Raw genomic sequence first — 25225 nt, forward strand, 5'->3', positions numbered from 1 at the left:
GCCAGGCACAGAGATCCTCTTCGGACCGGATACGCTGCACACCATGGGCGCGGCGGGCTCGATGGAGACGTCGTGTGATGAGAATCGACATATGGACCGACCAGCGACAGGAGAGTTCCCGGTGACCGTCGTGGGGCCCTTCGGGCTGAGCGTGCAGAACCAGGCACTGGAAGCAGACGTCCAGATCGGACTCGCCGCCGTCGAGCAGGCGCTCGCGGAGGCCACCAAGAGCGACGTGCCGTTCATCACAGTCACCGCGCAGCACCTCAAGGAGGCCGGTGGCAAGCGCCTCCGTCCCCTGCTGGTGCTGCTCGCCGCGCAGTTCGGCGATCCCAACGCGCCCGGCGTGGTCCCCTCCGCCGTGGTGGTGGAGCTGACCCACCTGGCCACCCTCTACCACGACGACGTCATGGACGAGGCGGTGATGCGGCGCGGCACGCCCAGCGCCAACGCCCGCTGGGACAACTCGGTCGCCATCCTCACCGGCGACTTCCTGTTCTCCCGCGCCTCCAAGATCCTCGCCGACCTCGGCCCGGAGGCGGTCCGGGTCCAGGCCGACGCGTTCGAGCGGCTGGTCACCGGCCAGATCCTGGAGACCGCCGGACCCCGCCCCGAGGACGACCCGGTCCAGCACTACCTGGACGTGATCTCCGGCAAGACCGGCTCGCTGATCGCGGTCTCCGGCCACCTGGGCGCGCTGATGGCGGGCGCGGACGAGGCCGTGGTGAACATCGTCACCCAGTACGGCGAACGCATCGGTACCGCGTTCCAGATCGCCGACGACCTGCTGGACATCACCAGCGACAGCCACGAGTCCGGCAAGACCCCCGGCACGGACCTGCGCGAGGGCGTGCCGACCCTCCCCGAACTGCTGCTGCGCGCGGCGGCGCCGGACCCCTCGGTCCCCGGTGACCTGCGGCTGCGTGAACTCCTCGACGCCGGCTTCCCCGCCGACGACCCGGCCGCGGACGAGCGCCACGCGGAGGCGCTCACGCTCTTCCGGAGCCACCCGGCGCTGGCGCGGGCCCGCGAGGACACGCTGCGGTACTCCGAGGAGGCCCGCGGACTGCTGGCACCCCTGCCCGACTGCCCGGCCAAGTCGGCCCTGGAAGGGCTCTGCGACGTCGTCGCGCTGCGTACGATGTGACCGGTCGGGTGCGGGTAGTGCGGGGCTGGGGTTCGCGCAGTTCCCCGCGCCCCTGAGGGGTGCAACTGGCCCGCTTGCAAACAGCTGGGGGTGCGGGGAACTGCGCGAACAGCAAGCCGGCACCTCCCGCACCCGCGCGACAGACCAGAGCCCAGAACGGGGGAGCGCACTGTGCTGCAAGTGGTGATCGCCGAGGATTCGGTTCTGCTGCGGGAGGGTCTGACCAGACTCCTCGCCGACAGAGGGCTTGAGGTCGTCGGCGGGGTCGGCGACGGTGAGGAACTGCTCGCCCTGATCGACACCCTCGCGGCAGCGAACACCCTGCCGGACGTGGTGGTCGCCGACGTGCGGATGCCCCCCACCCACACCGACGAGGGCGTCAGGGCCTGCGTGGAGCTGCGCAGGCGGCATCCCGGGGTGGGGACGCTGGTGCTCTCCCAGTACGTCGAGGAGCGCTACGCCTCCGAGCTGCTGGCCGGCTCCACCCGCGGGGTGGGCTACCTGCTCAAGGACCGGGTGGCGGACGTCCGCGAGTTCACCGAGGCGGTGGTGCGGGTCGCCGAGGGCGGCACCGCGCTGGACCCGGAGGTGGTGGCGCAGCTGCTCGGCCGCAGCCGCAGGCACGACGTGCTGGACGCGCTGACGCCCCGTGAGCGCGAGGTGCTGGGGCTGATGGCGGAGGGGCGGACCAACAGCGCCATCGCCAAGCAACTGGTGGTGTCCGACGGCGCGGTGGAGAAGCACGTCAGCAACATCTTCATGAAGCTGGGGCTGACCCAGAGCTCGGACGACCACCGCAGGGTGCTGGCGGTGCTCACGCACCTCAACTCCTGAACAACTCCTAAACCTCGGGAACCTGTCTCCTGCACCACATCTGATGGATAGTCAGATAAGCTGTCGGGCAAGGTCAGAGGGATGTCGCGGGCTTGCCGCACGGCGGTCGGCCACCGGCATAGGATGCCAGGCAGGGCACCGGTCAACACGGTGCCGGGGCGTCTAGGGAGGCCAGTCCGGTGACCAGTCAGGTCGAGGTTTCGGAGTCCACGGAAGACGAGCCACTGCCGGTAGCGCCGGTCGCGGGCATGCCCGCGCAGAACGGCGACGGCAAGCGGGTGACCAAGCTCGACCGGGTGGTGATCCGCTTCGCCGGGGACTCCGGCGACGGCATGCAACTCACCGGCGACCGTTTCACCACGGAGACCGCCGGCTTCGGCAACGACCTCTCCACGCTGCCGAACTTCCCCGCCGAGATCCGGGCCCCCGCAGGGACCCTGCCCGGCGTCTCCAGCTTCCAGCTGCACTTCGCCGACCACGACATCCTGACCCCCGGCGACGCCCCGCACGTGCTGGTGGCGATGAACCCGGCGGCGCTGAAGGCCAACCTCGGCGACGTGCCGCGCGGTGCGGAGATCATCGTCAACACCGACGAGTTCACCAAGCGGGCGCTGGCCAAGGTCGGCTACGCGGCCGACCCGCTCGGCGACGGCGCGCTGGACGCCTACTCGGTGCACCCGGTCCCGCTGACCACGCTCACCGTCGAGGCGCTCAAGGACAGCGGCCTGGCCCGCAAGGACGCCGAGCGGGCCAAGAACATGTTCGCGCTGGGCCTGCTCAGCTGGATGTACCACCGGCCGACCGAGGGAACCGAGCGCTTCCTGCGGGTGAAGTTCGCCAACAAGCCCGACATCGCCGAGGCCAACGTCACGGCGTTCCGGGCCGGTTGGAACTACGGCGAGACCACCGAGGACTTCGCCGTCTCCTACGAGGTGGCCCCGGCCACCGCCGCCTTCCCGGCCGGCCGCTACCGCAACATCTCCGGCAACCTGGCCCTCGCCTACGGGCTGGTGGCCGCGTCCGAGCAGTCCGGCCTGCCGCTGTTCCTGGGCTCCTACCCGATCACCCCGGCCAGCGACATCCTGCACGAGCTCAGCAAGCACAAGAACTTCGGCGTGCGCACCTTCCAGGCCGAGGACGAGATCGCCGGCATCGGCGCCGCCCTGGGCGCGGCCTTCGGCGGCTCGCTGGGGGTGACCACCACCTCGGGCCCCGGCGTGGCGCTGAAGTCGGAGACCATCGGCCTGGCGGTGTCGCTGGAACTGCCGCTGCTGGTGATCGACATCCAGCGCGGCGGCCCGTCCACCGGCCTGCCGACCAAGACCGAGCAGGCCGACCTGCTGCAGGCCATGTACGGGCGCAACGGCGAGGCCCCGGTGCCGATCGTGGCCCCGGCCACCGCCGCCGACTGCTTCACCGCCGCGCTGGAGGCCGCGCGGATCGCGCTGACCTACCGCACCCCGGTGTTCCTGCTCTCCGACGGCTACCTGGCCAACGGCTCCGAGCCCTGGCGCATCCCCGAGCCCGACGAGCTCCCGGACCTGCGGGTCCCGTTCGCCACCGAGCCCAACCGCCCGGACGGCAGCTTCTGGCCCTACCTGCGCGACCCGGAGACGCTGGCCCGCCCCTGGGCCGTCCCCGGCACCCCCGGCCTGGAGCACCGGGTCGGCGGCATCGAGAAGCAGGACGGCACCGGGAACATCTCCTACGACCCGGCCAACCACGACCACATGGTCCGGATCCGGCAGGCCAAGATCGACGGGATCACCGTCCCGGACCTCGTCGTTGACGACCCTTCAGGCAAGGCCGGGCTGCTGGTGCTGGGCTGGGGCTCGACCTACGGCCCGATCGCCGCCGCGGTGCGCCGGGTCAGGGCGGCCGGCGGCGAGGTCGCCCAGGCGCATCTGCGCCACCTCAACCCCTTCCCGGCCAACCTCGGCGAGGTGCTGGCCGGCTACGACCGGGTTCTGGTCCCGGAGATGAACCTGGGGCAGCTCGCGCATCTGCTGCGCGCCAGGTACCTGGTCGACGCCCAGTCGTTCACCCAGGTCACCGGGCTGCCGTTCAAGGCCGAGCAGCTCGCCGACGCACTCACCGCCCAGTTGGAGGTCCAGTCGTGAGCACGGAAACGCACGCCTTCCCCTCGCTGGGCCTGGTCCCCAAGGCCGCCGCCCCGCAGAGCATGAAGGACTTCAAGTCCGACCAGGAGGTGCGCTGGTGCCCGGGCTGCGGGGACTACGCGATCCTGGCCGCGGTCCAGTCGTTCCTGCCGGAGCTGGGGCTGGCCCGGGAGAACATCGTCTTCGTCTCCGGCATCGGCTGTTCCTCGCGCTTCCCGTACTACCTCAACACCTACGGGATGCACTCCATCCACGGCCGCGCCCCGGCCATCGCCACCGGGCTGGCGGCCTCCCGTCCGGACCTGTCGGTCTGGGTGGTGACCGGCGACGGGGACGCGCTGTCGATCGGCGGCAACCACCTGATCCACGCCCTGCGCCGCAACGTCAACCTCAAGATCCTGCTGTTCAACAACCGGATCTACGGTCTGACCAAGGGGCAGTACAGCCCCACCAGCGAGGTCGGGAAGATCACCAAGTCCACCCCGATGGGCTCCCTGGACGCGCCGTTCAACCCGCTGTCGCTGGCCGTCGGCGCCGAGGCGAGCTTCGTCGCCCGGACCATCGACTCGGACCGCAAGCACCTGCAGTCGGTGCTGCGCGCCGCCGCCGAGCACCAGGGCACCGCTCTGGTGGAGATCTACCAGAACTGCAACATCTTCAACGACGGCGCCTTCGACGCCCTCAAGGAGCCCGCCACCCGGGACGACGCGCTGATCCGGCTGGAGCACGGGCAGCCGATCCGCTTCGGCTCCGACAACGGCATGGGCGTCTTCCGGGACCCGGCCACCGGTGACCTCACCACCGCCGCCGTCACCGCGGACAACGCCGACCGGGTGCTGGTCCACGACGCCCACGCGGACAGCCCCACCACCGCCTTCGCGCTCACCCGGCTGGCCGCCCAGGACACCCTGCACAACACCCCGATCGGGGTGCTGCGCAGCGTCCAGCGCCCGGTCTACGACACCCAGATGCTGACCCAGCTGGACCAGGCGGTGGCCCAGCGCGGCCGCGGCGACCTCGGCGCCCTGCTGACCGGATCCGACACCTGGACGGTCGACTGAGGTCCCGAGGAGCAGTGCCACCGTGATCCCCCCGAGCCTCTCGGGGGGATCACGCGTTAGAGAGTCGCTAAGATCCGCAACGAATCCTTAACGGTGGGTATTTATGTCCTGTTTGTCCGTTTGCCTAGGGGTATGCATGGCAGCGGACAACAGCAGCACTCTCCGATCGGAACCCCGCCATGGACAGCCGCACCAGTGTGAGCAGCCCCGCACCCGCTCCCGCGGACGGGCCGCCGTCGCCGCCGCCGTCCGTGGCCCCGCCGGCGCTCCCCGTGCTGCCGGAGAGCCTGGGCTACCGGGTGAAGAAAGGTTTGCTCGGCAAGCCCCTGGTCACCGAGCAGCTCTCCCACGAGAAGCTGTCCAACCCGGTCGCCCTCGGCGTCCTGGCCTCGGACTGCATATCGTCCTCGGCGTACGGCTCCGAGGCGATGCTCACCATCCTGATCCCGGTGATCGGCGTCGCCGCCTTCACCCTGCTGCTGCCGGTGACCCTGGCGATCCTCTGCGTGCTGACCCTGCTCACGCTCTCCTACCGGGACGTGGTCATGGCCTACACCCGGGCCGGCGGCTCCTACGTGGTGGCCCGGGAGAACTTCGGCCCCAACGTCGCCCAGGTCGCCGCGGTGGCGCTGCTGATCGACTACATCGTCACGGTCGCGGTGCAGACCGCGGCCGGCACCACCGCGCTGCTGTCACTGGTGCACCTGCTCGGCGGTGACGCCTACAACTGGGTCGACAACTACCAGTTGCTGATCTCGGTCTGCATCGTGCTGCTGCTCTGCTGGGGCAACCTGCGCGGCATACGCGAGGCGGGCAAGGCCTTCGCGCTGCCGGCCTACCTGTTCATGGCCGGGATGGGGCTGCTGTTCGTGGTGGCCGGCATCCGGTTGCTCTCCGGCGACCTGCCCAAGGCCGACGTGCACGCCCACGGCGCGCTGGGGCTGGGCCTGGACGGCAACCACAGCAGCCTGCTGATGGGCGCCTCGGTCTTCCTGGTGCTCAAGGCCTTCGCCAACGGAGGCACCTCGCTGACCGGCCTGGAGGCCATCTCCAACGGCGTCAGCGCGTTCCGCAACCCGCAGGGCCCCAACGCCCGGAAGACCCTGGTGGCGATGTCGCTCACGCTGGGGATCCTGGTCCTCGGGGTCTCCGGGCTGGCCTACCTGACCCACTCCATCCCGTTCAGCAGCGGCAACCCCAGCGTGCTGTCCCAGGAGGCCGACCTGGTCTTCGGCAGCACCTGGATCGGCCAGGCCGCACTGGTCTTCCTGCAGTTGGCGACCGCGCTGATCCTCTACACCGGCGCCAACACCTCCTTCAACGGCTTCCCCTTCCTGGCCAGCTTCGTCGCCGAGGACTCCTTCCTGCCGCGCCAGCTCACCCGCCGCGGCCACCGGCTGGCGTTCTCCTCCGGCATCCTCACCCTCACCGGCGTCTCGCTGGCGCTGCTGATCGGCACCGACGCCAAGCTGGACAAGCTGCTCGGCCTCTACGCGATCGGCGTCTTCACCGGCTTCTTCATGGCCGGCACCGGCCTGGTGAAGCACCACTGGACCCGCCGCGAGCGCGGCCGCACCGCCAAGCTGATCATCAACGCGCTGGCCGCGGCGGCCTCCATCACCATCGTCGCGATCTTCGCGATCACCAAGTTCACCGAGGGCGCCTGGATGGTGGTCGTGCTCTTCCCGATCGGCGTGTTCTCGCTGATCCGGGTGAACCGCCGCTACCGCGAGGAGGCCGAGGCGCTGGCTGCCGCGCCGGCCGACACCACCGCCCCGCGCCACCGCCGCCAGCTGATGTACATCCTGGTGGACCGGGTCGACCTGGCCGCGCTCAAGGCCATCGCCTACGCCCGCTCGCTGCGGCCGCAGGAGATCAGGGCCATCCACTTCATGATCGACAGCCGGGAGGCGGAGAAGCTGGCGGCGCAGTGGGCCGAGGCCGAGGTCGGCGACCTGCCGCTGGAGATCGTCCAGTGCCCGGACCGCCGGATCACCCGGGCGCTGCTGGAGCTGATCACCCGCAACACCGCGGACCGGAAGAGCCAGATCACCCTGCTGATCCCGGAGCGCAACTACTCGCCGGTCCTCGGCCGGCTGCTGCACCGCCGCACCGCCGACCACATCGCCCGCGCGGTCGGCAAGCTGCCCAACGTGGTGGCCACGATCGTCCCGTTCGACGTCATCCTGCCGGACCACCCGAGCCGCGCCGAGGCCGAGGCTGACAGCACCGTCACCGTTTAACGGACATGACAGCCCACCCCTCCGCCCTCTACCTTCCTCAGAAGGGACGAGCGGTCGGAAGGGGCGGGCGGCATGGGCGAGCAGCGGCGCGGATTCTGGTTCGGGGTGGTGGCCTACGGGCTCTGGGGGCTGTTCCCGCTGTACTGGCCGCTGTTGAAGCCCAGCGGGGCGCTGGAGATCCTGGCCAACCGGATGGTGTGGTCACTGGTGGCGGTGGCGGGGATCCTGCTGTTCCAGCGGCACTGGAGCTGGATCGGACCGCTGCTGCGGCAGCCGCGGCGGCTGCTGATGATCGGCTCGGCGGCGGCGCTGGTGTCGGTGAACTGGGGCGTCTACATCTGGGCGGTCAACAGCGACCACGTCGTCGAGACCTCGCTCGGCTACTTCATCAACCCGCTGGTCACCATCGCCTTCGGGGTGCTGCTGCTGAAGGAGCGGCTGCGCCGGGCGCAGTGGGTGGCGGTCGGCACCGGCGCACTGGCGGTGCTGGTGCTGACGGTCGGTTACGGACGGCTGCCCTGGATCGCGCTGGTGCTGGCCTTCAGCTTCGGCGGCTACGGCCTGATCAAGAAGAAGGTCGGGCTGAGCGGCCTGGAGAGCCTGGCCGGTGAGACCGCGTTCCAGTTCTTCCCCGCGTTCGGCTTCCTGGTCTACCTCGCGGTCAGCGGCAGCGGCACCCTGGGCCGGACCGCGCCCGGCTCCTACGGCTGGGGCCACAGCGTGCTGCTGGTCCTCTGTGGACTGGTCACCGCGCTGCCGCTGCTGGCGTTCGGCGCGGCGGCGGTACGGGTCCCGCTGACCACGCTGGGGCTGCTGCAGTACCTGGCCCCGGTGTTCCAGTTCGGGCTGGGCATCACCGTCTTCCACGAGCAGATGCCGCCGGCCCGCTGGGCCGGCTTCGCCCTGGTCTGGGTCGCCCTGGCACTGCTCACCGCGGACGCGCTGCGCGACCGCAGGGGCGCCGGCGGCAGGAGTGCCGACAGCAGGAGTGCCGACAGCACGCCGGCCGACGGCGTACCGGCCGTCGAGGCGGCCGCTGCCGACGGGCGCTCCTCCGCCGCTCGCTGAGGCGGGGGAGCGCCCTCGGCCCCCGGACCGTGAGGACCGTGGGGTCCGGTTCAGACCTGGTACTTGGCCGCCGCCGCGACCAGCGCGTTCTGCAGCGTCTGGATGCTGTTGTCCTTGAGGTACCCGATCACGGCCTGGTCGATCGCGGTGTTCCAGGCCCCGGAGGCGACCACGCCGTGGGTGAGCGAGCCCGCGATGATGTCGCTGTGCCACTGGTCCAGCGACCACTGCAGGTAGGGGTCGAACAGGTCGCGCTCATCTGCGCTGATGTTCGACCGCGGCGGGATCGCGCCCTTGACGGAGGTGAAGTCGTCCTGCCCGGTCTGGCTGCCGCAGGTGGTCAGCCAGGCGACGGAGGCCTCCCGGTCCTTGGCGCCCACCGGCAGGGTGAAGCAGTCCGCGGCGAAGAGGAAGGTCCCCTGGGTGCCGGGGACCGGGGCCCAGGTGTAGTCGATGTTGCCGGTGAGCTTGAGCGTCACCGCGAAGTTGGCCTCGGTCCAGTCGCCCATGATCTGGTAGGCGGCCGCGCCGTTGCCGACCAGCGAGCTGACCTGGTCCCAACTGGTGTACTGGGCGCCGGTGCCGGGGGCGTAGCCCATGATCTCGTGGAAGGTGCTGAGCGCGGTGCTGACCTTGGCCGAGTTCCAGTTGCCGCCCTTCTTCCACAGGGCCGCCCAGTCGTCCGCCTTGAGGGTGCTGACCAGCACCGTCTCCATGATGTGCTTGACCTGCCAGTCCTGGGCGGGGTCACGGGAGACGGCCAGTGGGATCTTGCCGGCGGCCTTGACCTTCTTCAGGTTGCCGATGAACTCGGTCATGGTCTTGGGGGCGGTGCTGATGCCGAGGCTCCTGCACAGCGCGATGTTGGACCAGAGCACGTTGATGTGGTGGATGTCCACCGGCACCGAGTAGTACTTGCCGTCGCGCTGGATCAGCTTCAGCACCTGCGGGTTGAACTGCTTGTCCCAACCCTGCTGCTGGTAGAGGAAGGTGAGGTCCTCCACCTGCCCGGCGGTGATGTAGTCGCCGACCATCGCGCCGGCCTGGGCCTGGAAGGTGTCCGGGGGGTTCTTGGCGGCCAGCCGCTTGGCCAGCAACGCCTGGGCGTTGGCGCCGGCGCCGCCGGTGACCGCCCGGTTGATGAACTCGACGTGCGGATTGCTCTGGGAGAACACCGCGACCAGGGCATTGAGCGCATCCTTCTCACCGCCGGCGGTCCACCACGAGAACACTTCGAGCTCGGTGGGTGCGCCGTTGGCGCCCGCGGTGGTCTTGGTGCCCGAACTGCATGCGGAGAGCAGCCCGGTGCCTGCGGCCGCTCCTGCGACTCCGGAAGCGGCAAGGAAGGTTCGGCGGCTCATGGCCATGTGTGGATGACTCCTGTCGTGCCAGTGATCGTGCGGTGCCGCCGTCGCACACGGGCGCCACAGGTTGCCTGTGCCGCCGCTCGGTCAGGAACTGAGGGAGGGGGATCCACACGACCCGGCACAGATTACCTTCACACGTTCAGATGAATAGGCATCATCTGACAGTCCGGCAAGCCTGTGCGTCAAGTCAGGAATCGCTCACTGAGACGGATTCCGGGCACATTTCGGATACATTCGACCGCGAAAATGACACCACTGCGGGTGGTGCGAATGTGCAGCGAGGGGCGCCCGACTTCGGACGCCCCTCCTGATTCCCCTGCGTAGCAGGGGTGTTCCGCTGAGCTACGGAACTGCTGCTACTTCGCAGCCTGCTCCAGCAGTGCGGGGGTGACCGCACCGGCGTAGACCGTGCCCTTGGGTGTGACCAGGACATTGACCAGCTTGGTGGAGATCAGCGTGCCGCCCGGCACCTGCTTGCCGAAGGACTTGATCGCGCCCAGCTCGTCGGCCGCACCGGACTTGCCGCCCGAACCGCTGCCGGCCGCCGTCGCGTCGAACCGGTAGATCGTGCTCCAACCGGTGCCGATCGTATTGACGTTGTGATCGTCCGCGCTGCCGTTCCCCGGGATGACCTTCGAACCCTTGGCTCCGGCCGCGCCCTTTTCGGTCAGGGCGCCGTGCCCGGCGGCGGTACCACCGCTGCTCGACTGCTGGACCACCTTGGTCCCGCTGGGCGGAGTGAAGTCGAAGGTGGAGGCCGCCGGGGCGGTGAAGGAGACGGTGCTGAACCCGATGTTGAGGATCGAGTCGCTGCCGTCGGACGGATTCACCCGCACCTGGAGCGGCAGCCCGTTGTCGGCGTCCACCGCGATCCGGACCTCGCCGATGGTCGAGCCCGAGCCCTTGGGCTTCACGCTGAGCTCGTAGACCGAGTGGCCCGCGACCTTGGAGGTGCCGGCCACCGACACCGTGGTGGAGGAGCCGAGCGCGGCCAGCGCCTGGGTGGCGGCCTGCTGCGGGTCGGTCAGGCCCTTGTCCTGGCCGGTGGCGGCGCCCGACCGCAGTCCGGTGACGTGCGTCGCGGTCTTCCCCTGCGCGTCGTAGGCCCAGGCCGAGCTGCCGTTGTGGACCAGGGTGAAGGCCGAGCCGGAGTCGGTCGAGGAGACCCGCTGCCGGTCCTTGCCGTCCGCGGCCACCTGGAAGGTGTGCGTTCCGCCCGAGGCCAGTGCCACCAGCTGCTGCTCCGCCAGCTGGGCCTGCGAGGCCTGGGCCGAGCTGCCGCCGGCGCCGGACACCGCGGACGGGATCGCCGCGGCGATCTCCGAGGGGATGCCCAGGTCGACCTTGGCCTGCACGGTGCCGGAGAAGGTCTGCGCCTTGCTCGCCAGCACCTTGGTCAGCAGCTGCTGTGCGGTGACCGACGGCAGGTCCGAGGAGCTCGCCGCCAGCGCCGGTACCGCGGCCACCCCCGCCACCGCGACCACCGCGATCGCGGCCGGGAGCAGCACCCGGCGCCGGCCCCTGCCGCGCGGAGCCGAACCGGCGGCCGTCGCCGCGCCCGGCAGGTCCTGTCCCGCTCCGGGCGCCGGGATGCGCACGGGGCCGATCCCGTTCTCGTTCTCGTCGTTCGCCATGGTGCCGTTTCCCTCCGTCTGCGCGGCCGGCCGCACCGCTCCCCTCGACGGCCCGTGCCCTTACCCTCCATTAGACGCCTACCCGGTTCCCGGCGGATCGCTCCAGCGGGGGAAGTCGGGTCAGCCTGGCGAACCAGCCGACCCTGAGACGGTCTCAGGGTTCGCCGACGGCTTTCCCCGTTAAGGTTCAGGGCATGAAGGATCAGGGAGCCCTGCCGGGAACGCCGACCGCCAACGCCATGCGCCGCGCGCTGCACCGCGCCCGCGAGGGCGTGGCGCTGGACCCGGGGGAGGCCGCGGTGCTGCTCCAGGCGCGCGGCGACGACCTGCGCGACCTGTGCGGCACGGCTGCCCGGATCCGCGACGCGGGTCTGGCGGCGGCGGGGCGGCCCGGAGTGGTCACCTACTCCAAGAAGGTGTTCGTCCCGCTCACCCGGCTCTGCCGGGACCGCTGCCACTACTGCACCTTCGTCACCGTCCCCGGCAAGCTCCGTGCCGAGGGCCACGGCCTCTACCTCTCGCCGGACGAGGTCCTCGACATCGCCCGCAAGGGCGCCGCGCTGGGCTGCAAGGAGGCGCTGTTCACCCTCGGGGACCGCCCCGAGGACCGCTGGCCCGAGGCCCGCGAGTGGCTCGACGCGCACGGCTACGACGACACCCTGGCCTACGTCCGGGCCATGTCGATCCGGGTGCTGGAGGAGACCGGGCTGCTGCCGCACCTCAACCCGGGGGTGCTGAGCTGGACCGACTTCCAGCGGCTGAAGCCGGTGGCGCCGTCCATGGGGATGATGCTGGAGACCACCGCCACCCGGCTCTGGTCCGAGCCCGGCGGCCCGCACTTCGGCTCGCCCGACAAGGAGCCCGCGGTGCGGCTGCGGGTCCTGGAGGACGCCGGCCGCTCCAATGTCCCCTTCACCAGCGGCGTGCTGATCGGCATCGGCGAGACCCACGAGGAGCGGGCCGACGCGCTGTTCGCGCTGCGGCGGATCTCCCGGCAGTACCACGGGCTGCAGGAGGTGATCGTGCAGAACTTCCGGGCCAAGCCCGACACCGCGATGCGGGCCATGCCCGACGCCGAACTGGAGGAGCTGGCCGCGACCATCGCCGTGGCCCGGGTCATCCTCGGCCCCTCCGCCCGGATCCAGGCCCCGCCCAACCTGGTCACGGCATCGATCAACGGCTCCGCCGCGGGGGAGTACGCGCTGATCATCGGCGCCGGCATCGACGACTGGGGCGGCGTCTCGCCGCTGACACCGGATCACGTCAACCCGGAGCGCCCCTGGCCGCACATCGAGGACCTGGCGGCCCGCACCGCCGAGTCCGGCTTCCAGCTGCGCGAGCGGCTCACCGTCTACCCGGAGTACGTGAAGCACGGCGAGCCCTGGCTGGATCCGCGCGTACTGCCCCATGTACGGGCCCTGGCGGACCCGGAGACGGGCCTGGCGCGCCCGGAGGCACTTCCGGTCGGCCTGCCCTGGCAGGAGCCGGACGAGGCCTTCACGCCCTCCGGCCGGACCGACCTCCACGCGAGCATCGACACCGAGGGCCGCAGCGGCGACCGCCGCGCGGACTTCGACGAGGTCTACGGCGACTGGGAGGCCCTGCGCGAGCAGGCCGCCGAGCACTCGGTGCCGTCCCGGATCGACGGGGACGTGCGCGAGGCGCTGCGGACCGCGGCGGACGACCCGACCCGGCTGACGGACGATCAGGCGCTGGCGCTGTTCCACGCCGACGGTCCGGCCCTGGACGCGCTCTGCGGCATCGCCGACGACGTCCGGCGCGCGGCCGTCGGCGACACCGTGACCTACTGCGTCACCAGGAACATCAACTTCACCAATGTCTGCTACACCGGCTGCCGCTTCTGCGCCTTCGCGCAGCGCCGCACCGACGCCGACGCCTACACCCTCTCGCTGGAGCAGGTCGCCGACCGGGCGGCGCAGGCCTGGGAGGTCGGCGCCACCGAGGTCTGCATGCAGGGCGGCATCCACCCGGACCTGCCCGGCACCGCCTACTTCGACATCGCGAAGGCGGTGAAGGAGCGGGTCCCCGGCATCCATGTGCACGCCTTCTCGCCGATGGAGGTGGTCAACGGCGCGACCCGGACCGGACTGTCCGTCAGGGAGTGGCTGCAGCAGGCCAAGGAGGCCGGCCTGGACTCCATCCCGGGGACGGCGGCGGAGATCCTGGACGACAAGGTCCGCTGGATCCTCACCAAGGGGAAGCTGCCGGCGGCGACCTGGGTGGAGGTCGTCTCCACCGCCCACGAGCTGGGGCTGCGCAGCTCGTCCACGATGATGTACGGGCATGTGGACCAGCCCCGGCACTGGCTCGGCCACCTGCGGCTGCTGGCGCAGATCCAGGAGAGGACGGGCGGCTTCACCGAGTTCGTGACGCTGCCGTTCATCCACACCAACGCACCGGTCTACCTGGCCGGGATCGCCCGCCCCGGACCCACCCTGCGGGACAACCGCGCGGTCACGGCGATGGCGCGGCTGCTGCTGCACGAGCGGATCCCCAACATCCAGACCAGCTGGGTGAAGCTGGGCGCGGAGGGAGCGGCGGAGATGCTGCGCTCCGGCGCGAACGACCTCGGCGGGACGCTCATGGAGGAGACCATCTCCCGGATGGCCGGGAGTGCCTACGGCAGCTACGAGTCCATCCGCGGGCTGGAGGCCATCGCCGCCGCAGCGGGACGGCCTGCGGCCCAGCGCACCACCACCTACGGCGAGGTACCCGCGGAGCGGAGGGCCGCCGCCCTGGCCTCCGACGGGCACCTTCCACAACTCCTGCCACTTGCGGACTGACCGTCACCACAACGGGGGCGCGGGGCTCTGCTCGATGAAAAGCAGGCGCTGCCAACCATGCACCTCCGTAGAGGGCTGGTCGCGCAGTTCCCCGCGCCCCTGTGGTTGCCCTTGTGCGCGGGCTAAACCGCTTCGCGCAGGCTCATTTCTATCTGTTCCAGGCTCTGCTGCTTGGTCTCCTTGACCAGGAGCCAGGTCAGTACGAAGAGCAGTGCGTTGATCCCGGCGAAGACGTACATCGACTTGCCCAGCCCCAGATGGTTGTGGTCGGACATGATCGGGAAGACCGCCGTGATGATCCCGGTCGCCGCCCACAGCACGACCGCTCCGACGCCCATGCCGATGCTCCGCACCTTGAGCGGGAACACCTCGGCCATCATCACCCAGACCACCGCGCCCCAGCCCAGCTCGTACCCGGCCAGGTACAGCACCAGCAGGATCACCGCCAGCGTGCCCAGGGTGTTCTTGTCGTGGACGTTGAGGATGACCCAGCCGGTCAGCCCCAGCGTGACCACCATCACCACGTTGCCGATGAGCAGCAGCGGCTTCCGCCCCCAGCGGTCCACCACGAACACCACCCACGCGGTGAACGCCAGCTTGGTGATCCCCAGGATGATCGCCGACAGCAGCGCGGTGTTGGCGGTGAAGCCCAGTGAGATCAGCATGGTCGGGAAGTAGGCGTTGATCGCGTTCACCCCGCTGAACTGCTGGCCCACGGCCAGCAGCAGCGCGACGAAGAGCATCGGCCGGACCCATGCGGCGCCCAGGTCGCGGATCCGTCCGCTCTGCTGGCTGTCGAGTGCGATGACCTCGCGGATCGACGCGACCTCGGCGTCGATGTCGTCGCCCTCGCGGCCGTGGGTGCTGGCCAGCACCGCGCGGGCCTCGTCCTCCTTGCCGGTGTTGAGCAGCCAGCGCGGGGTCTCCGGCAGCAGGGTGAGGCCGATGATCAGGATCGCCGCGGGGACGATCGCCCCGGCGAACATCCAGCGCCACAGGTGGTGCGGCTGCAGCCAGTAGCTGACCAGGAAGGCGATCAGGATCCCGCTGACGATGAAGATCTGGTTGAGCGCGCCCATGGCCCCGCGGATCCGGGCCGGGGCCAGCTCGGAGATGTAGGTCGGCACGGTCGCCGAGGAGAGGCCGATGCCGACGCCGAGCACGGTGCGGAAGCCGACCAGGGAGTCGAAGTTGGGCGCCAACGAGCAGGCGACGGTCCCGAGGATGACGACCCCTCCGGCGGCCATGATGGTCCGGCGGCGGCCGACCCGGTTGCACAGCCGGCCGGCCAGCCCGGCGCCGATCATGGCACCGACCGAGAGGCTGGCGGTGACCACGCCCTTCTCGAAGCCGGTCAGGCTCCACACCTTGTTGATCACGACCAGGATGCCGGAGATGATCCCGAGGTCGTAGCCGAAGAGGATGCCGCCGAGGGCACCGAAGAAGTAGAGCGTCGCCGGATTGATCCTGCGCAGCGCGGACGGCGGTGCTGTTGCGGTCTGGGTCATGGCAGGTCGCCTTGTCTCGTTTACTCACCTGGATGGTCGTCAGCGCGCTTCGCAGGACCGACCGGGTGGTAAAGGAGCTTGCCTTGCTTGGTTCCGCCTTCGGATTGAAGCGCGCTCCTGACAAGTGGTCAAGAGTCTGCGTTCACATCCGAGATCGTTGATCCCGACAGGATGTCAGGCTTGGGCGACCTTGCCCCGATTAACGAGTTCATATTCCTGAACTTCGATCTGCGGGTGGAACGATTTTACCTCCCCTTGACTGTCATGGTGATTGCTTGAAACGCCGGCCGCTCCTCACGATGAACCCACGCTTCGTCAGGACCGGCCGGATCGTCACCAGAGGAGGAGTCACTCGTAGCGGTACTTCAGGGAATCGGCCTCGGTCTGCTCGATGTCCGCGATCGTCAGCCCGGGCAGCCGGAGTTGGGCCAGGGTCACCTCCGCGGAGGAGGGCTGGGCGTCCTTGGGCAGCCACTGCTCCGGCCGCCAGGCCGAGGACCGCATCAACGACTTGGGGCAGTGCGGGTAGACCTCCTCGATCCCCACCACCAGCGCGCTCACCGGCGGCTTCCCCACCGCGGTCAGCTGCGACAGCAGCTCCGGACGGGCCGAGACGCAGGCCCGGCCGTTGACCCGCAGCGTGGTGGGGCGGCCCGGGATCAGGAACAGCAGTCCGATGCGGCCGGTGGTGACCACGTTGTGCAGGGTGTCCAGGCGCTTGTTGCCGGTCGCGTCCGGGATCGCCAGCGTCCGGTGGTCCAGCACCGAGACGAATCCGGCCGGACCGCCGCGCGGGGAGACGTCGCAGTGGCCCTCCGGGTCCGCGCTGGCGACCAGGACCAGCGAGGAGCACCCGATCAGTGCCGCCGTCTGCGGGGTCAGCACGTCCATCTGCTTGCGCACGGCCGAATCGTTGGGCTGGGCGTAGAGCTCGCGCAGCGCGTCCGGGTCGGTGATGGCGTCGGCCACCAGGGCCTCGAAGGTGTGGGTACCGGCAGTAGTCGTCATGGCACCGACCCTACGGTCAGCCGACTCCGCCCTGCCGGGAATTCCACGGCGGGTGCTCAGCGCATGATCTCCCCGGCGTTGACCAGCAGCGACTGCCCGGTGATCGACCTGGCCCGGTCGGAGGCGAAGAACAGCGCCGCCTCGGCGACGTCGCCGTCGGTGGCCAGCTCCGGCAGCGCCATCCGCTCCGCCAGCCGACCCCTGACCTGCTCCTCCGGGATCTCCTCGGTGCCCGCCGTCCACTGCACGTACATCTCCACCGCCGGGCCCCACATCCAGCCGGGCAGCACCGTGTTGACCCTGATCCGGTCCGGGCCCAGCTCCCGCGCCATCGAGTACATCGCCGAGGTGAGCGCGCCCTTGGAGGCGGCGTAGGCGGCCTGGCGGACCTGGCTGGGGGCGGCGACCGCGGACTGCGTCCCGATGATCACGACCGAGCCGCCGCGCTCCTTCAGTGCGGGCAGGCAGGCCCGGGTGAGCTGGAGCGTGCCGATCAGGTTGACGTCCAGCACCCGCCGCCAGGAGGCGAAGTCGGCGTCGGCGAGGCCGCCGAAGTAGCTGTCCAGGGCGGCGACGTGGACCACCGCGTCGATCCGGCCGTAGCGCTCGACGGCGAGGGCGGCCAGTGCGGTGCAGGCGTCGTCCTCGGCGATGTCGGTGGAGCGCCAGGCGACCCGGCCCGCGCCCGGGTGCGCGGCCTCGACCTCGGCCGCGACCTTGGCGAGGTTCTCCTCGGTCCGGGCCCCGAGCACCACGTTGGCGCCCTCCCGCGCGGCGCGGACGGCCACCTGCTGGCCCAGGCCGGGGCCGACCCCGGAGACGACGACGGTACGACCTTCGAGCAGCGACATGGTCCGGCCCTCCAAGAGAAACTGACGGTGCGTCAGCTTAGGGCGGACGCCCGGCGAAGGCCAGAGCGGCAGCAGCGGCGGGTCCGACTTCGCGCACGGATCTGGGAAGTCCACGGTAACTGACGTACCGTCAGGCGCTATGACTGACGACCTTTCGCAGTACGCCGAGCTGGCCTCGCGCGGTCCGTACGGGGTGGCGATCGGCTCCGCGCTGATCACCATGGTGGAGCCGCATCCGGGGCACGAGTACGGCTACAACCGCTGGTACGAGGACGACCACTTCTACGCCGGCGCGATGGCCATGCCGTGGATGTTCGCCGGACGGCGCTGGGTGGCCACCCGGGACCTGCAACTGCTGCGCTACCCCGAGAAGTCCGCCGTGGCCGAGCCGGTGACCGCGGGGTGCTACCTCTCGGTGTACTGGATCACCGAGGGCCGGCACGACGCGCACATGCGCTGGACCATCGGCATCAACAAGCGGCTCAACCGGGACGGCCGGGTCTACCGGGACCGCACCCATGTCTTCACCTCGTTCCAGCAGCACGCCGGCGTCGCCTACCGGGACGGCGCGGCCGGCCCGCGCGACGTCCACGCGCTGGACCAGCCGTACCAGGGGCTGGTGCTGGAGGTCGTCGACTGCGAGAGCGGCGAGCAGCGGGACCAGCTGCTGGACTGGCTGCTGGAGCGCGGCCTGCCCGGCCGGCTGCGGGCCGGCGGCCCGGCGGCGATGTGCGTGGTCTTCCGCCCGCTGCCGCTGCCGGTCGACAAGATGTCCTACGTCAAGCCGGTGGACGGCACCGACACCCGGCTCACCCTGCTCTGGTTCCTGCAGGAGGACCCGCGCAGCTGCTGGTCCGCCTTCACCGGCCTGGACGCGGACGTGGCCGCAGCGGTACCGGGGGCGCGGGTGGAGCTGGTGGCCCCGTTCGTGCCGACCCTGCCGGGCACCGACCTCTACGTGGACCAGTTGCGCTGACGGTGCACAGCGAGGAAGCGGGACCACGCAGTCGCTGCTGCGAGGTCCCGCCGATGTGATCTGCCCTGATCCCCTGGGCTCCCGTGGGTCCGGGAGCAGGGCCTTACCGGTGCTGCTCGAACGCGCCGTCGTTGACGCCGGCGATGAAGGCGGTCCAGGCGTCCGGCGTGAAGCTGAGCGCCGGGCCGCCCGGGTCCTTCGAGTCGCGGACCGCGACCGCGGCGGGCGGCTTGGCCACCTCGACGCAGTTGCCGTTGCCCGAGTAGCTCGACTTCTTCCAGTTGAGGCCGTTGTCGTTGTCGCTGAGGTTGTTCTGGGTCATGGCTTTCCTGCTCCAGACTCCGCACTCGATCCGGTCCATCAGTAATCGGTACTGGATGGGTGCTCTGATGCTGTGTGGGTTCCTGTTGCGGTGGTGCTGAGGCTCACTCTGCTCCTCCGGCCCTCCGGGGAGCAAAGGCGGCCCCCGATGTTCGCCTACCTGGATGTAATTGCCCAGGAGGCAAGGATCAGGTAAGTCCTCGTGCTGTAGCATGCCCGACCTGGCCCGGCCCGAAGCCGGAACGCGGCGGTCAGCGCTCGAAGCCCCGGGCCACCTGCTCGACCAGTTCCCGGGTCTGGTCCGGGTTCAGCGCCTGGGCGCGCAGGTGTTCGTACATCATCGAGTAGAGGCGTACGTCCGTCGGCTTCTCCAGGTACAGGTCGCTGGTGACGCCCTCCAGGTAGACCACGCTGGCGTCGAGGGCGTCCTGGAAGTCCAGGATGGAGAAGGTGCCGCTCATCCCGGGGTGGGCGCCGACGCTGTAGGGGAGCACCTGCACGTTGATGTGCGGCTGCTGGCTGATCTCGATCAGGTGCGCGAGCTGACGCCGCATCACCTCGGGGCTGCCCACCTCGCGGTGCAGCGCCGCCTCGTCGACGACGGCCCACAGCCGCATCGGATCCTCCCGGTCCTTGATCAGGTCCTGGCGCAGCATCCTGATGTCGGTGCGCTTGTCGTTCTGCTCCGGGGTCGCCTCCGGCTGGATCCCGGTCACCACGGCGTGCGCGTACTCCCGGGTCTGCAGCAGGCCGGGCACGAAGAGCGACTCGTAGTTGCGCACCGAGATCGCCTCGGCCTCCAGGCCGATGTAGACGCTGTAGGGGACGTCGCCGAAGGCGTGCCACCAGCCGCGCTGCCGCGACTCCCGGGCCATCGTCATCAGGCCGTCTATCAACGACTCGTCACCGACCCCGTACACCTCGCAGAGGTCGCGCACATCGCGCTGGCTGATGCTCCGTCGGCCGTTCTCCAGCCGGCTGATCTTCGACTGGGAGACCAGCAGCTGCTGGGCCACCTCCTCGGCGGTCAGGCCCTTCTGCTCACGGAGCCTGCGCAGTTCGGCGCCGAGACGACGGCGGCGGACGGTGGGGTTGATGCTGGCGGACGACACGGGTCCTCCGGCTTTCGCTCGGGATTCGTTGGAATGCATTCCGTTCCAGCAGCATGCCACCGTAAGGGGTTGCCGCGTGGGGCAATCGGCGCGGATCAGGGGCGCGCGAGTACACTCGTACGCCGCCTCGTGCTGCCGTGCGCACGCTCGCGCAAACGCCGACCGCCGCTGCCGGCCGCGAGGGTGGTCGCGGTCGGCAGCGGCGGTCGGCGTCACTGCACGGGTTGCACGGGTACTGCACAGGCATCGCACGGCTACTGCCTGGTTACTGCGCGAGTGCTGCCAAGGCCGGCGTCAGCGTACGGCTGCGCGCGCCATTCCCGGCAGCACGGACGGTCGGGCTGCCGTACGGCCGGGGGCGGCAGCGGTCTGCGCTGCACCCCTGCCCTGTGCGGCCGGAAGGCCGTTCTGCACGTCCATCACGGCGTGCGCGACCATTCCGCCCAGCGGGTCGTACCGGATCAGGTCACGCAGGCGTGACCTCGAGGAGCGGCCCTCGTTACCCGGGTAGAGATGCTTCCCCAGACCCACGGCGTGGGCCAGGGCTGCCAGGGCGGCTGTCCGGGGGTCCGGGGGTACCCCGGTCCGGATGGCCGTGTCCAGGCGTTCCTTGATCGCGCTGTTCGTGCAGTCGTCGGACGCCTGATAGCGCGTCGTCGGCAGCACCCCGCACACCTGGCCCGGCACTGCCCGCACCATGTCGCACCGCTCCAGGTGTGCCAGGTACGTCTGGCGCAGCCCCAGCCGGGGCCCGCCGATCCAGTGCACGGCACGCACCGCACTGCCGCGACGGCGCAGCAGTTCGAGCGCGTGGTCCAGGGTCGGGTCACCGGTCGGTCGTGGGTTCACCACGGCGATCCGGTCCCCGTCCGGGACTATTCTTCCGGCCATCGCCAGCTCGACGAGCTGTGCTCCGGCCAGACCGAGGTCAAGGGTCTGCGGTTGCGCGGTGGTCCCGGTCGTCGGGTCCAGTGCGAGCAACAACAGTTCCTCGGGAATTGTTCTGCGGCTCTTGCCCATCCAAGCCTCCCCGCGTGGATGAAGACAGAGTGACGCCTCTCACACCCTGCTGTCGAGAGTGCCTCGAGAGTGACACGACACCGTGATCTCGGGAACCGCTTGGATATGCCCCACGTCTGCCACAGGAGCGGCTGGTATCACAAAGGAATCGCCGGTCGAAGGTGCGGCGGACCAGCGATGTCGTGGTTGTGAAAGAAACTTGGGGAGAGACGTCCGGGTATGGGCGTCTGTCCGGGCGTGCGAGGAGGTTGGGTTACGTGGGCGAGTCCCCCGACAGGGTGGAGCGGAACGGCGGAGCGGGCGAGGACCGGGCGGCGAAGCCCGAGTCATGGTTCAGCCGCACCGGTACGGCCGAGCCGTCCCAGCCCACCGCGGGCCCGGCGCCGACGGAACCGGAACCGGACCAGGAGCGCCCCGCGGAACGTCCTGCGGACCGCCCGGCTGATCCGCGGGCGGAGGCCCCCGCGAGCGCGGACGCGGCAGCCCCCGCGAGCGAGGCCGGGACCGAGGCGCGGAGCGAGGCCAGGACCGATGCCGGGTCCGGGGCTGACGCGACCGATGCCGACACCGGCGACCAGGACGCCGACGGGACCGCCGCCGAGGAAAGCACCGCCGCAGGCGCTGAGGCCGACGCCGGTGCGGGAACCGAATCCGGCCCCGGCGCGGGCACCGACGCGCGTCCCGAGGCTGATTCAGGCGCAGGCGCCGATGCAGGGCCCGGCACGGGCGCCGGACCGGGCAGCGGTGCGGGCTCGGACGCGGGCACCCGCGCTGGTGCCGGCGCCGGGGTCGCTGTCGAGTCGTCCACCGGTGCGGGTGCCGACCGGGAGTCCGGTGCGGGGTCCGACACGGGGGCCGAGGTCCCCGTCGGGGCCTCCGCCGCCGGGGCCTCCGCCGCGGCGGCCGAGGACGGCCGTGGCGCTGCGCTGCGCCTCGACTCGCCGACCACCGCGCTGCGCGCGCCGAAGCTGGACGAGCCCACCCGGGCCCTGCGCCAGGTCTCGATCCCGCAGGGTCCCCGGGAGCACACCGAGGTCCCTCCGGTCGACGTCCCGGAACCCTGGGCCCCCGAGCAGCACCCGTCCGAGCAGCAGACCGCCGAGTACCGGGCCCCCGAGCCGTCCGGCCTCGGCCAGTTCGGCTGGGGCTACCGCGACGAGCCGTCCGCCCAGGCCGGGGCCCGCTCCCCGCAGTCCCCGGCGCAGCCGTACGGCGGCCGCCCCGGCACCGGGTCCGCCCCGATCAGCCCCAGCCCGGAGAGCACCTCCGAGGCGATGGACGTGCTGGCGGCGCTCAGCCGCAAGCCGCGCGGCCCGCTGCGCCGCGCGCTGAAGCGGATCACGCTCTGGGGCGGCCTGCTGGTCTTCCTCCTGGTGATCCTGGCCATCGTCCAGGTGCTGCGGCCGCTGCCGGCCCCGACGCTCAAGATGACCACGGACTCCGCCTACGCCTTCGGCGGCTCCGCGCCCACCCTGGACTGGCCGGCCAGCGGGCAGGCGACGGCCGAGGTCTCCGGGCTGGGCAACCTGGGCCACTCGGGCTCGGACGACCCGGTGGCGATCGCCAGCGTGACCAAGGTGATGACCGCGCACCTGATCCTCAAGGACCACCCGCTGACGAAGGACGAGCAGGGTCCCACGATCACCGTCGACCAGCAGGCGGTGGACGACTACAACAACGGCATCAAGGACCAGGAGTCGGTGGTCAAGGTCACCGTGGGTGAGCAGATCAGCGAGTACCAGGCGCTGCAGATGCTGCTGATCCCTTCGGCGAACAACATCGCCAGGCTGCTCGGCCGCTGGGACGCCGGCACGGACGCCGCCTTCGTCACCAAGATGCAGGCCGAGGCCACCGCGCTGTCCATGTCCAAGAGCACCTACACCGACCCCAGCGGGCTGGAGGGGACCACCAAGAGCACCGCGAACGACCAGCTCAAGCTGGCCGAGGTGGTCATGCAGGACGCGGTGTTCCGGGAGATCGTCAGCACCCCCTCGTTCACCCCGCCCGGGGGCACGGTCACCTACAACAACAACAGCCTGCTCGGCAAGAACGGCGTGATCGGCATCAAGACCGGCACCAGCAGCGCCGCCCTGGGCTGCCTGATGTGGGCCGCGCAGACCAAGGTCGGCGGCACCACCCAGACCGTCGTCGGGGTGGTGCTGAGCCAGCCGGCTACCGGGGGTGACGGCGGCGGCTGGCTGCCCAACGTGCTGAAGAACAGCTCCAAGGTGATCGTCAGCGCCGAGCAGGCGCTGAAGTCGCACACCGTCGCCAGGAAGGGCGACGTGGTCGGCTACGTCGACGACGGGCTCGGCGGGAAGACCCCGGTGGTGGTCTCCAAGGACGTCACCGTGGCCGGCTGGGGCGGCCTGTCCGTGGACATCTCGCTGACGCCGACCAGCGGCGGCCTGCCGCACCAGGCCGCGGCGGGGACCACCGTCGGCAGCCTGGTCGTCGGCACCGGGGCCACCGCCCAGACCGTCCCGGTGGTGCTGCAGTCCAAGCTGAAGCAGCCCACCGCGGCCTCCAAGCTCACCCGGCTGGGGTGAAGCCCGGCGGTGCCGCGCCACCGGTTCACATGTGGACCGACGGCGCGGTACCGCCACCCTCCTCGGTCGGGTGGATCACCGGCTTGCCGGCCGGGTAGATCAGCCCGCAGACCACCATGCCGAAGACGAAGAACGCGGCCGACCACCAGTAGGCGGTGGAGTAGCTGTGCAGCTGCGCCTGCGCCTGGTTGGCCGGGGACGCCTGCTTGCCCACCAGGTAGGCGGTGGCGGCGCTGGTGGCCAGGGTGTTGAGCAGCGCGGTCCCGATCGAGCCGCCGACCTGCTGGCTGGTGTTGACGGTGGCGGAGGCGACGCCGGCGTCGTGGGAGGCGACCCCGGCGGTGCCCAGGGACATGGCCGGGGCGAAGATCAGGCCCATCCCGATCCCCATCACCAGCAGCGGCGGCAGGATGTTGGCGCCGTAGGTGCTGTGCAGGTCCAGCCGGGTCAGCCAGGCCATGCCGAGGGCGCCGAGGAGCATGCCGACCGGCACGATCGGCTTGGCCCCGAGCCGGGGCACCAGCGCGTTGGTGGCGGTGACCGAGGCGAAGATGACCATGGCGATCATCGGCAGGAAGGCCACACCGGTCATCACCGGCGAGTACGACAGCGACTGCTGCAGGTAGTAGGTCAGGAACAGGAAGACGCCGAACATCCCGGCGCCGGCGATGAACATCGCCAGGAACGAGGCGCCGCGGTTGCGGTCCAGCACCACCCGCAGCGGCAGTACCGGGTGCTCGGTGCGGCTCTGCCACCAGACGAAGGCGATCAGCAGCACCACGCCGGCCACCAGGAAGCCCCAGGTGCCGACCGAGCTCCAGGAGTGCGACTCGGCGTTGGAGAAGCCGTAGACCAGCCCGAACAGGCCCAGGGAGACCAGGACGGTGCCGGGGATGTCCAGCTTCGGCGGGTCCTCCGGCGCCCCCGCGTGCAGCAGCCGGACCGCGCCGACGAAGGCGATGGCGGCCAGGATCAGGTTGACGAACAGGCACCAGCGCCAGTTCAGGTACTCGGTCAGCAGGCCGCCGAGCAGCAGCCCGAAGGCGCCGCCGGTACCGGCGATGGCGCCGTAGATGCCGAACGCCTTGCCGCGCTCGCTGGGGTCGGAGAAGGTCGTGGTCAGCAGTGACAGCGCGGCGGGGGCCAGCAGCGCCCCGAAGGCGCCCTGCAGGGCCCGGGCGATGACCAGGACCTCGAAGCTGGGGGCGGCGCCGCCGAGGGCCGAGGCCACCGAGAAGCCGACCAGGCCGATCAGGAAGATCCGCTTCCGGCCGACCAGGTCGGCGATGCGCCCTCCGAGCAGCAGCAGGCTGCCGAAGGCCAGTGCGTAGGCGGTGACCACCCACTGGCGGTTGCCGTTGCTGAAGCCCAGGTCCGTCTGCGCGGAGGGCAGCGCGATGTTCACGATGGTCGCGTCGAGGACCACCATCAGCTGGGCCAGGCCGATGACGGCGAGGACCCACCAGCGGTGGTTCTCGCCGGTGGAACGGGTTAGGCCGGTTGCACCCTGGCTTGTGGTCGTGGTCGGACGGGTCATGGCGTCGCTCCCAAGGGAATCCACAACAAAAATGTACAAAGGTGTACATAGGACCCTAAGCCGAC

Annotated in this window: 18 protein-coding genes; 9 read left to right on the forward strand and 9 right to left on the reverse strand. The window is 70.5% G+C overall.

Going from position 1 to position 25225, the window contains the following annotated elements; translation table 11 throughout:
* Positions 1–121: 121 nt before the first annotated feature.
* The 6 genes from ABUW04_RS06690 (at position 122) to rarD (ending at position 8473) form a co-directional block, all read left to right on the forward strand.
* A complete protein-coding gene (locus ABUW04_RS06690) occupies positions 122–1147 on the forward strand; it encodes a polyprenyl synthetase family protein (protein WP_030261248.1) in 1026 nt (341 codons plus the stop codon).
* A 174-nt stretch (positions 1148–1321) separates the two neighbouring features.
* Positions 1322–1981 carry a response regulator transcription factor gene (locus tag ABUW04_RS06695; protein ID WP_332262563.1) on the forward strand — a complete coding sequence of 220 codons (660 nt, stop codon included), beginning with the start codon at positions 1322–1324 and terminating at the stop codon, positions 1979–1981.
* Positions 1982–2160: 179 nt separating this feature from the next.
* Positions 2161–4101: a 2-oxoacid:acceptor oxidoreductase subunit alpha gene (locus ABUW04_RS06700; RefSeq protein WP_030261251.1), complete on the forward strand. Its 1941-nt coding sequence runs from the start codon at positions 2161–2163 to the stop codon at positions 4099–4101.
* Positions 4102–4163: 62 nt separating this feature from the next.
* On the forward strand, positions 4164–5162 hold the full coding sequence (locus ABUW04_RS06705) for a 2-oxoacid:ferredoxin oxidoreductase subunit beta (protein ID WP_380563907.1): 999 nt from the start codon (positions 4164–4166) through the stop codon (positions 5160–5162).
* A 179-nt stretch (positions 5163–5341) separates the two neighbouring features.
* Positions 5342–7405, forward strand: coding sequence for an APC family permease (locus ABUW04_RS06710; RefSeq protein ID WP_380563549.1), 2064 nt, complete (start codon positions 5342–5344; stop codon positions 7403–7405).
* A gap of 72 nt (positions 7406–7477) precedes the next feature.
* Complete coding sequence (gene rarD / locus ABUW04_RS06715; protein WP_380563550.1) at positions 7478–8473, forward strand: EamA family transporter RarD; 996 nt, start codon at positions 7478–7480, stop codon at positions 8471–8473.
* Positions 8474–8523: 50 nt separating this feature from the next.
* Here the strand turns inward: rarD and ABUW04_RS06720 are convergent, their stop codons facing one another.
* Complete coding sequence (locus ABUW04_RS06720) at positions 8524–9834, reverse strand: ABC transporter substrate-binding protein (RefSeq protein ID WP_037597119.1); 1311 nt, start codon at positions 9832–9834, stop codon at positions 8524–8526.
* A 362-nt stretch (positions 9835–10196) separates the two neighbouring features.
* Entirely contained in the window at positions 10197–11474 is a 1278-nt protein-coding gene (locus tag ABUW04_RS06725; protein WP_380563551.1) for a LolA family protein, read from the reverse strand.
* 194 nt (positions 11475–11668) lie between these two features.
* On the opposite strand from ABUW04_RS06725, the gene ABUW04_RS06730 reads away from it, so the two are divergent.
* Entirely contained in the window at positions 11669–14278 is a 2610-nt protein-coding gene (locus ABUW04_RS06730; RefSeq protein WP_380563552.1) for a bifunctional FO biosynthesis protein CofGH, read from the forward strand.
* 122 nt (positions 14279–14400) lie between these two features.
* Here the strand turns inward: ABUW04_RS06730 and ABUW04_RS06735 are convergent, their stop codons facing one another.
* From ABUW04_RS06735 to ABUW04_RS06745, 3 genes are all read right to left on the reverse strand, one after another.
* A complete protein-coding gene (locus ABUW04_RS06735; protein WP_380563553.1) occupies positions 14401–15786 on the reverse strand; it encodes a sugar porter family MFS transporter in 1386 nt (461 codons plus the stop codon).
* Between the two features lie 348 nt (positions 15787–16134).
* Positions 16135–16794: an MSMEG_1061 family FMN-dependent PPOX-type flavoprotein gene (locus ABUW04_RS06740; RefSeq protein WP_030261261.1), complete on the reverse strand. Its 660-nt coding sequence runs from the start codon at positions 16792–16794 to the stop codon at positions 16135–16137.
* Between the two features lie 56 nt (positions 16795–16850).
* On the reverse strand, positions 16851–17645 hold the full coding sequence (locus ABUW04_RS06745; RefSeq protein WP_380563554.1) for an SDR family oxidoreductase: 795 nt from the start codon (positions 17643–17645) through the stop codon (positions 16851–16853).
* A 139-nt stretch (positions 17646–17784) separates the two neighbouring features.
* Here ABUW04_RS06745 and ABUW04_RS06750 point away from each other — a divergent pair, with 139 nt between their 5' ends.
* On the forward strand, positions 17785–18621 hold the full coding sequence (locus ABUW04_RS06750; RefSeq protein ID WP_030261265.1) for a hypothetical protein: 837 nt from the start codon (positions 17785–17787) through the stop codon (positions 18619–18621).
* 103 nt (positions 18622–18724) lie between these two features.
* Here the strand turns inward: ABUW04_RS06750 and ABUW04_RS06755 are convergent, their stop codons facing one another.
* The 3 genes from ABUW04_RS06755 to ABUW04_RS06765 form a co-directional block, all read right to left on the reverse strand.
* A complete protein-coding gene (locus ABUW04_RS06755; protein ID WP_030261267.1) occupies positions 18725–18943 on the reverse strand; it encodes a DUF397 domain-containing protein in 219 nt (72 codons plus the stop codon).
* Positions 18944–19193: 250 nt separating this feature from the next.
* Positions 19194–20093, reverse strand: a complete 900-nt coding sequence (locus tag ABUW04_RS06760; RefSeq protein WP_051726185.1) for a helix-turn-helix domain-containing protein — start codon at positions 20091–20093, stop codon at positions 19194–19196.
* A 255-nt stretch (positions 20094–20348) separates the two neighbouring features.
* Positions 20349–21074, reverse strand: coding sequence for a GOLPH3/VPS74 family protein (locus ABUW04_RS06765; RefSeq protein WP_030261272.1), 726 nt, complete (start codon positions 21072–21074; stop codon positions 20349–20351).
* A gap of 257 nt (positions 21075–21331) precedes the next feature.
* Between ABUW04_RS06765 and ABUW04_RS06770 the strand changes: the two genes are divergently transcribed.
* On the forward strand, positions 21332–23623 hold the full coding sequence (locus tag ABUW04_RS06770; protein WP_380563555.1) for a D-alanyl-D-alanine carboxypeptidase: 2292 nt from the start codon (positions 21332–21334) through the stop codon (positions 23621–23623).
* 25 nt (positions 23624–23648) lie between these two features.
* Here the strand turns inward: ABUW04_RS06770 and ABUW04_RS06775 are convergent, their stop codons facing one another.
* Positions 23649–25160 (reverse strand): MFS transporter, encoded by a 1512-nt coding sequence (locus tag ABUW04_RS06775; protein WP_380563556.1) that lies wholly within the window; start codon positions 25158–25160, stop codon positions 23649–23651.
* Between the last annotated feature and the right edge of the window lie 65 nt (positions 25161–25225).

It is taken from the genome of Streptacidiphilus jeojiensis, assembly GCF_042510965.1.
Lineage (GTDB): Bacteria > Actinomycetota > Actinomycetes > Streptomycetales > Streptomycetaceae > Streptacidiphilus > Streptacidiphilus jeojiensis.

Excerpts from the sequence above, each read along its gene's own strand:
- ABUW04_RS06710 (WP_380563549.1), top strand. The coding sequence starts at position 5,342 with ATGGACAGCCGCACCAGTGTGAGCAGCCCCGCACCCGCTCCCGCGGAC.
- ABUW04_RS06705 (WP_380563907.1), top strand. The coding sequence starts at position 4,164 with ATGAAGGACTTCAAGTCCGACCAGGAGGTGCGCTGGTGCCCGGGCTGC.
- rarD (WP_380563550.1), top strand. The coding sequence starts at position 7,478 with ATGGGCGAGCAGCGGCGCGGATTCTGGTTCGGGGTGGTGGCCTACGGG.
- ABUW04_RS06750 (WP_030261265.1), top strand. The coding sequence starts at position 17,785 with ATGACTGACGACCTTTCGCAGTACGCCGAGCTGGCCTCGCGCGGTCCG.
- ABUW04_RS06775 (WP_380563556.1), bottom strand. The coding sequence starts at position 25,160 with ATGACCCGTCCGACCACGACCACAAGCCAGGGTGCAACCGGCCTAACC.
- ABUW04_RS06720 (WP_037597119.1), bottom strand. The coding sequence starts at position 9,834 with ATGAGCCGCCGAACCTTCCTTGCCGCTTCCGGAGTCGCAGGAGCGGCC.
- ABUW04_RS06730 (WP_380563552.1), top strand. The coding sequence starts at position 11,669 with ATGAAGGATCAGGGAGCCCTGCCGGGAACGCCGACCGCCAACGCCATG.
- ABUW04_RS06735 (WP_380563553.1), bottom strand. The coding sequence starts at position 15,786 with ATGACCCAGACCGCAACAGCACCGCCGTCCGCGCTGCGCAGGATCAAT.
- ABUW04_RS06745 (WP_380563554.1), bottom strand. The coding sequence starts at position 17,645 with ATGTCGCTGCTCGAAGGTCGTACCGTCGTCGTCTCCGGGGTCGGCCCC.
- ABUW04_RS06725 (WP_380563551.1), bottom strand. The coding sequence starts at position 11,474 with ATGGCGAACGACGAGAACGAGAACGGGATCGGCCCCGTGCGCATCCCG.
- ABUW04_RS06765 (WP_030261272.1), bottom strand. The coding sequence starts at position 21,074 with ATGGGCAAGAGCCGCAGAACAATTCCCGAGGAACTGTTGTTGCTCGCA.
- ABUW04_RS06755 (WP_030261267.1), bottom strand. The coding sequence starts at position 18,943 with ATGACCCAGAACAACCTCAGCGACAACGACAACGGCCTCAACTGGAAG.
- ABUW04_RS06760 (WP_051726185.1), bottom strand. The coding sequence starts at position 20,093 with ATGCATTCCAACGAATCCCGAGCGAAAGCCGGAGGACCCGTGTCGTCC.
- ABUW04_RS06740 (WP_030261261.1), bottom strand. The coding sequence starts at position 16,794 with ATGACGACTACTGCCGGTACCCACACCTTCGAGGCCCTGGTGGCCGAC.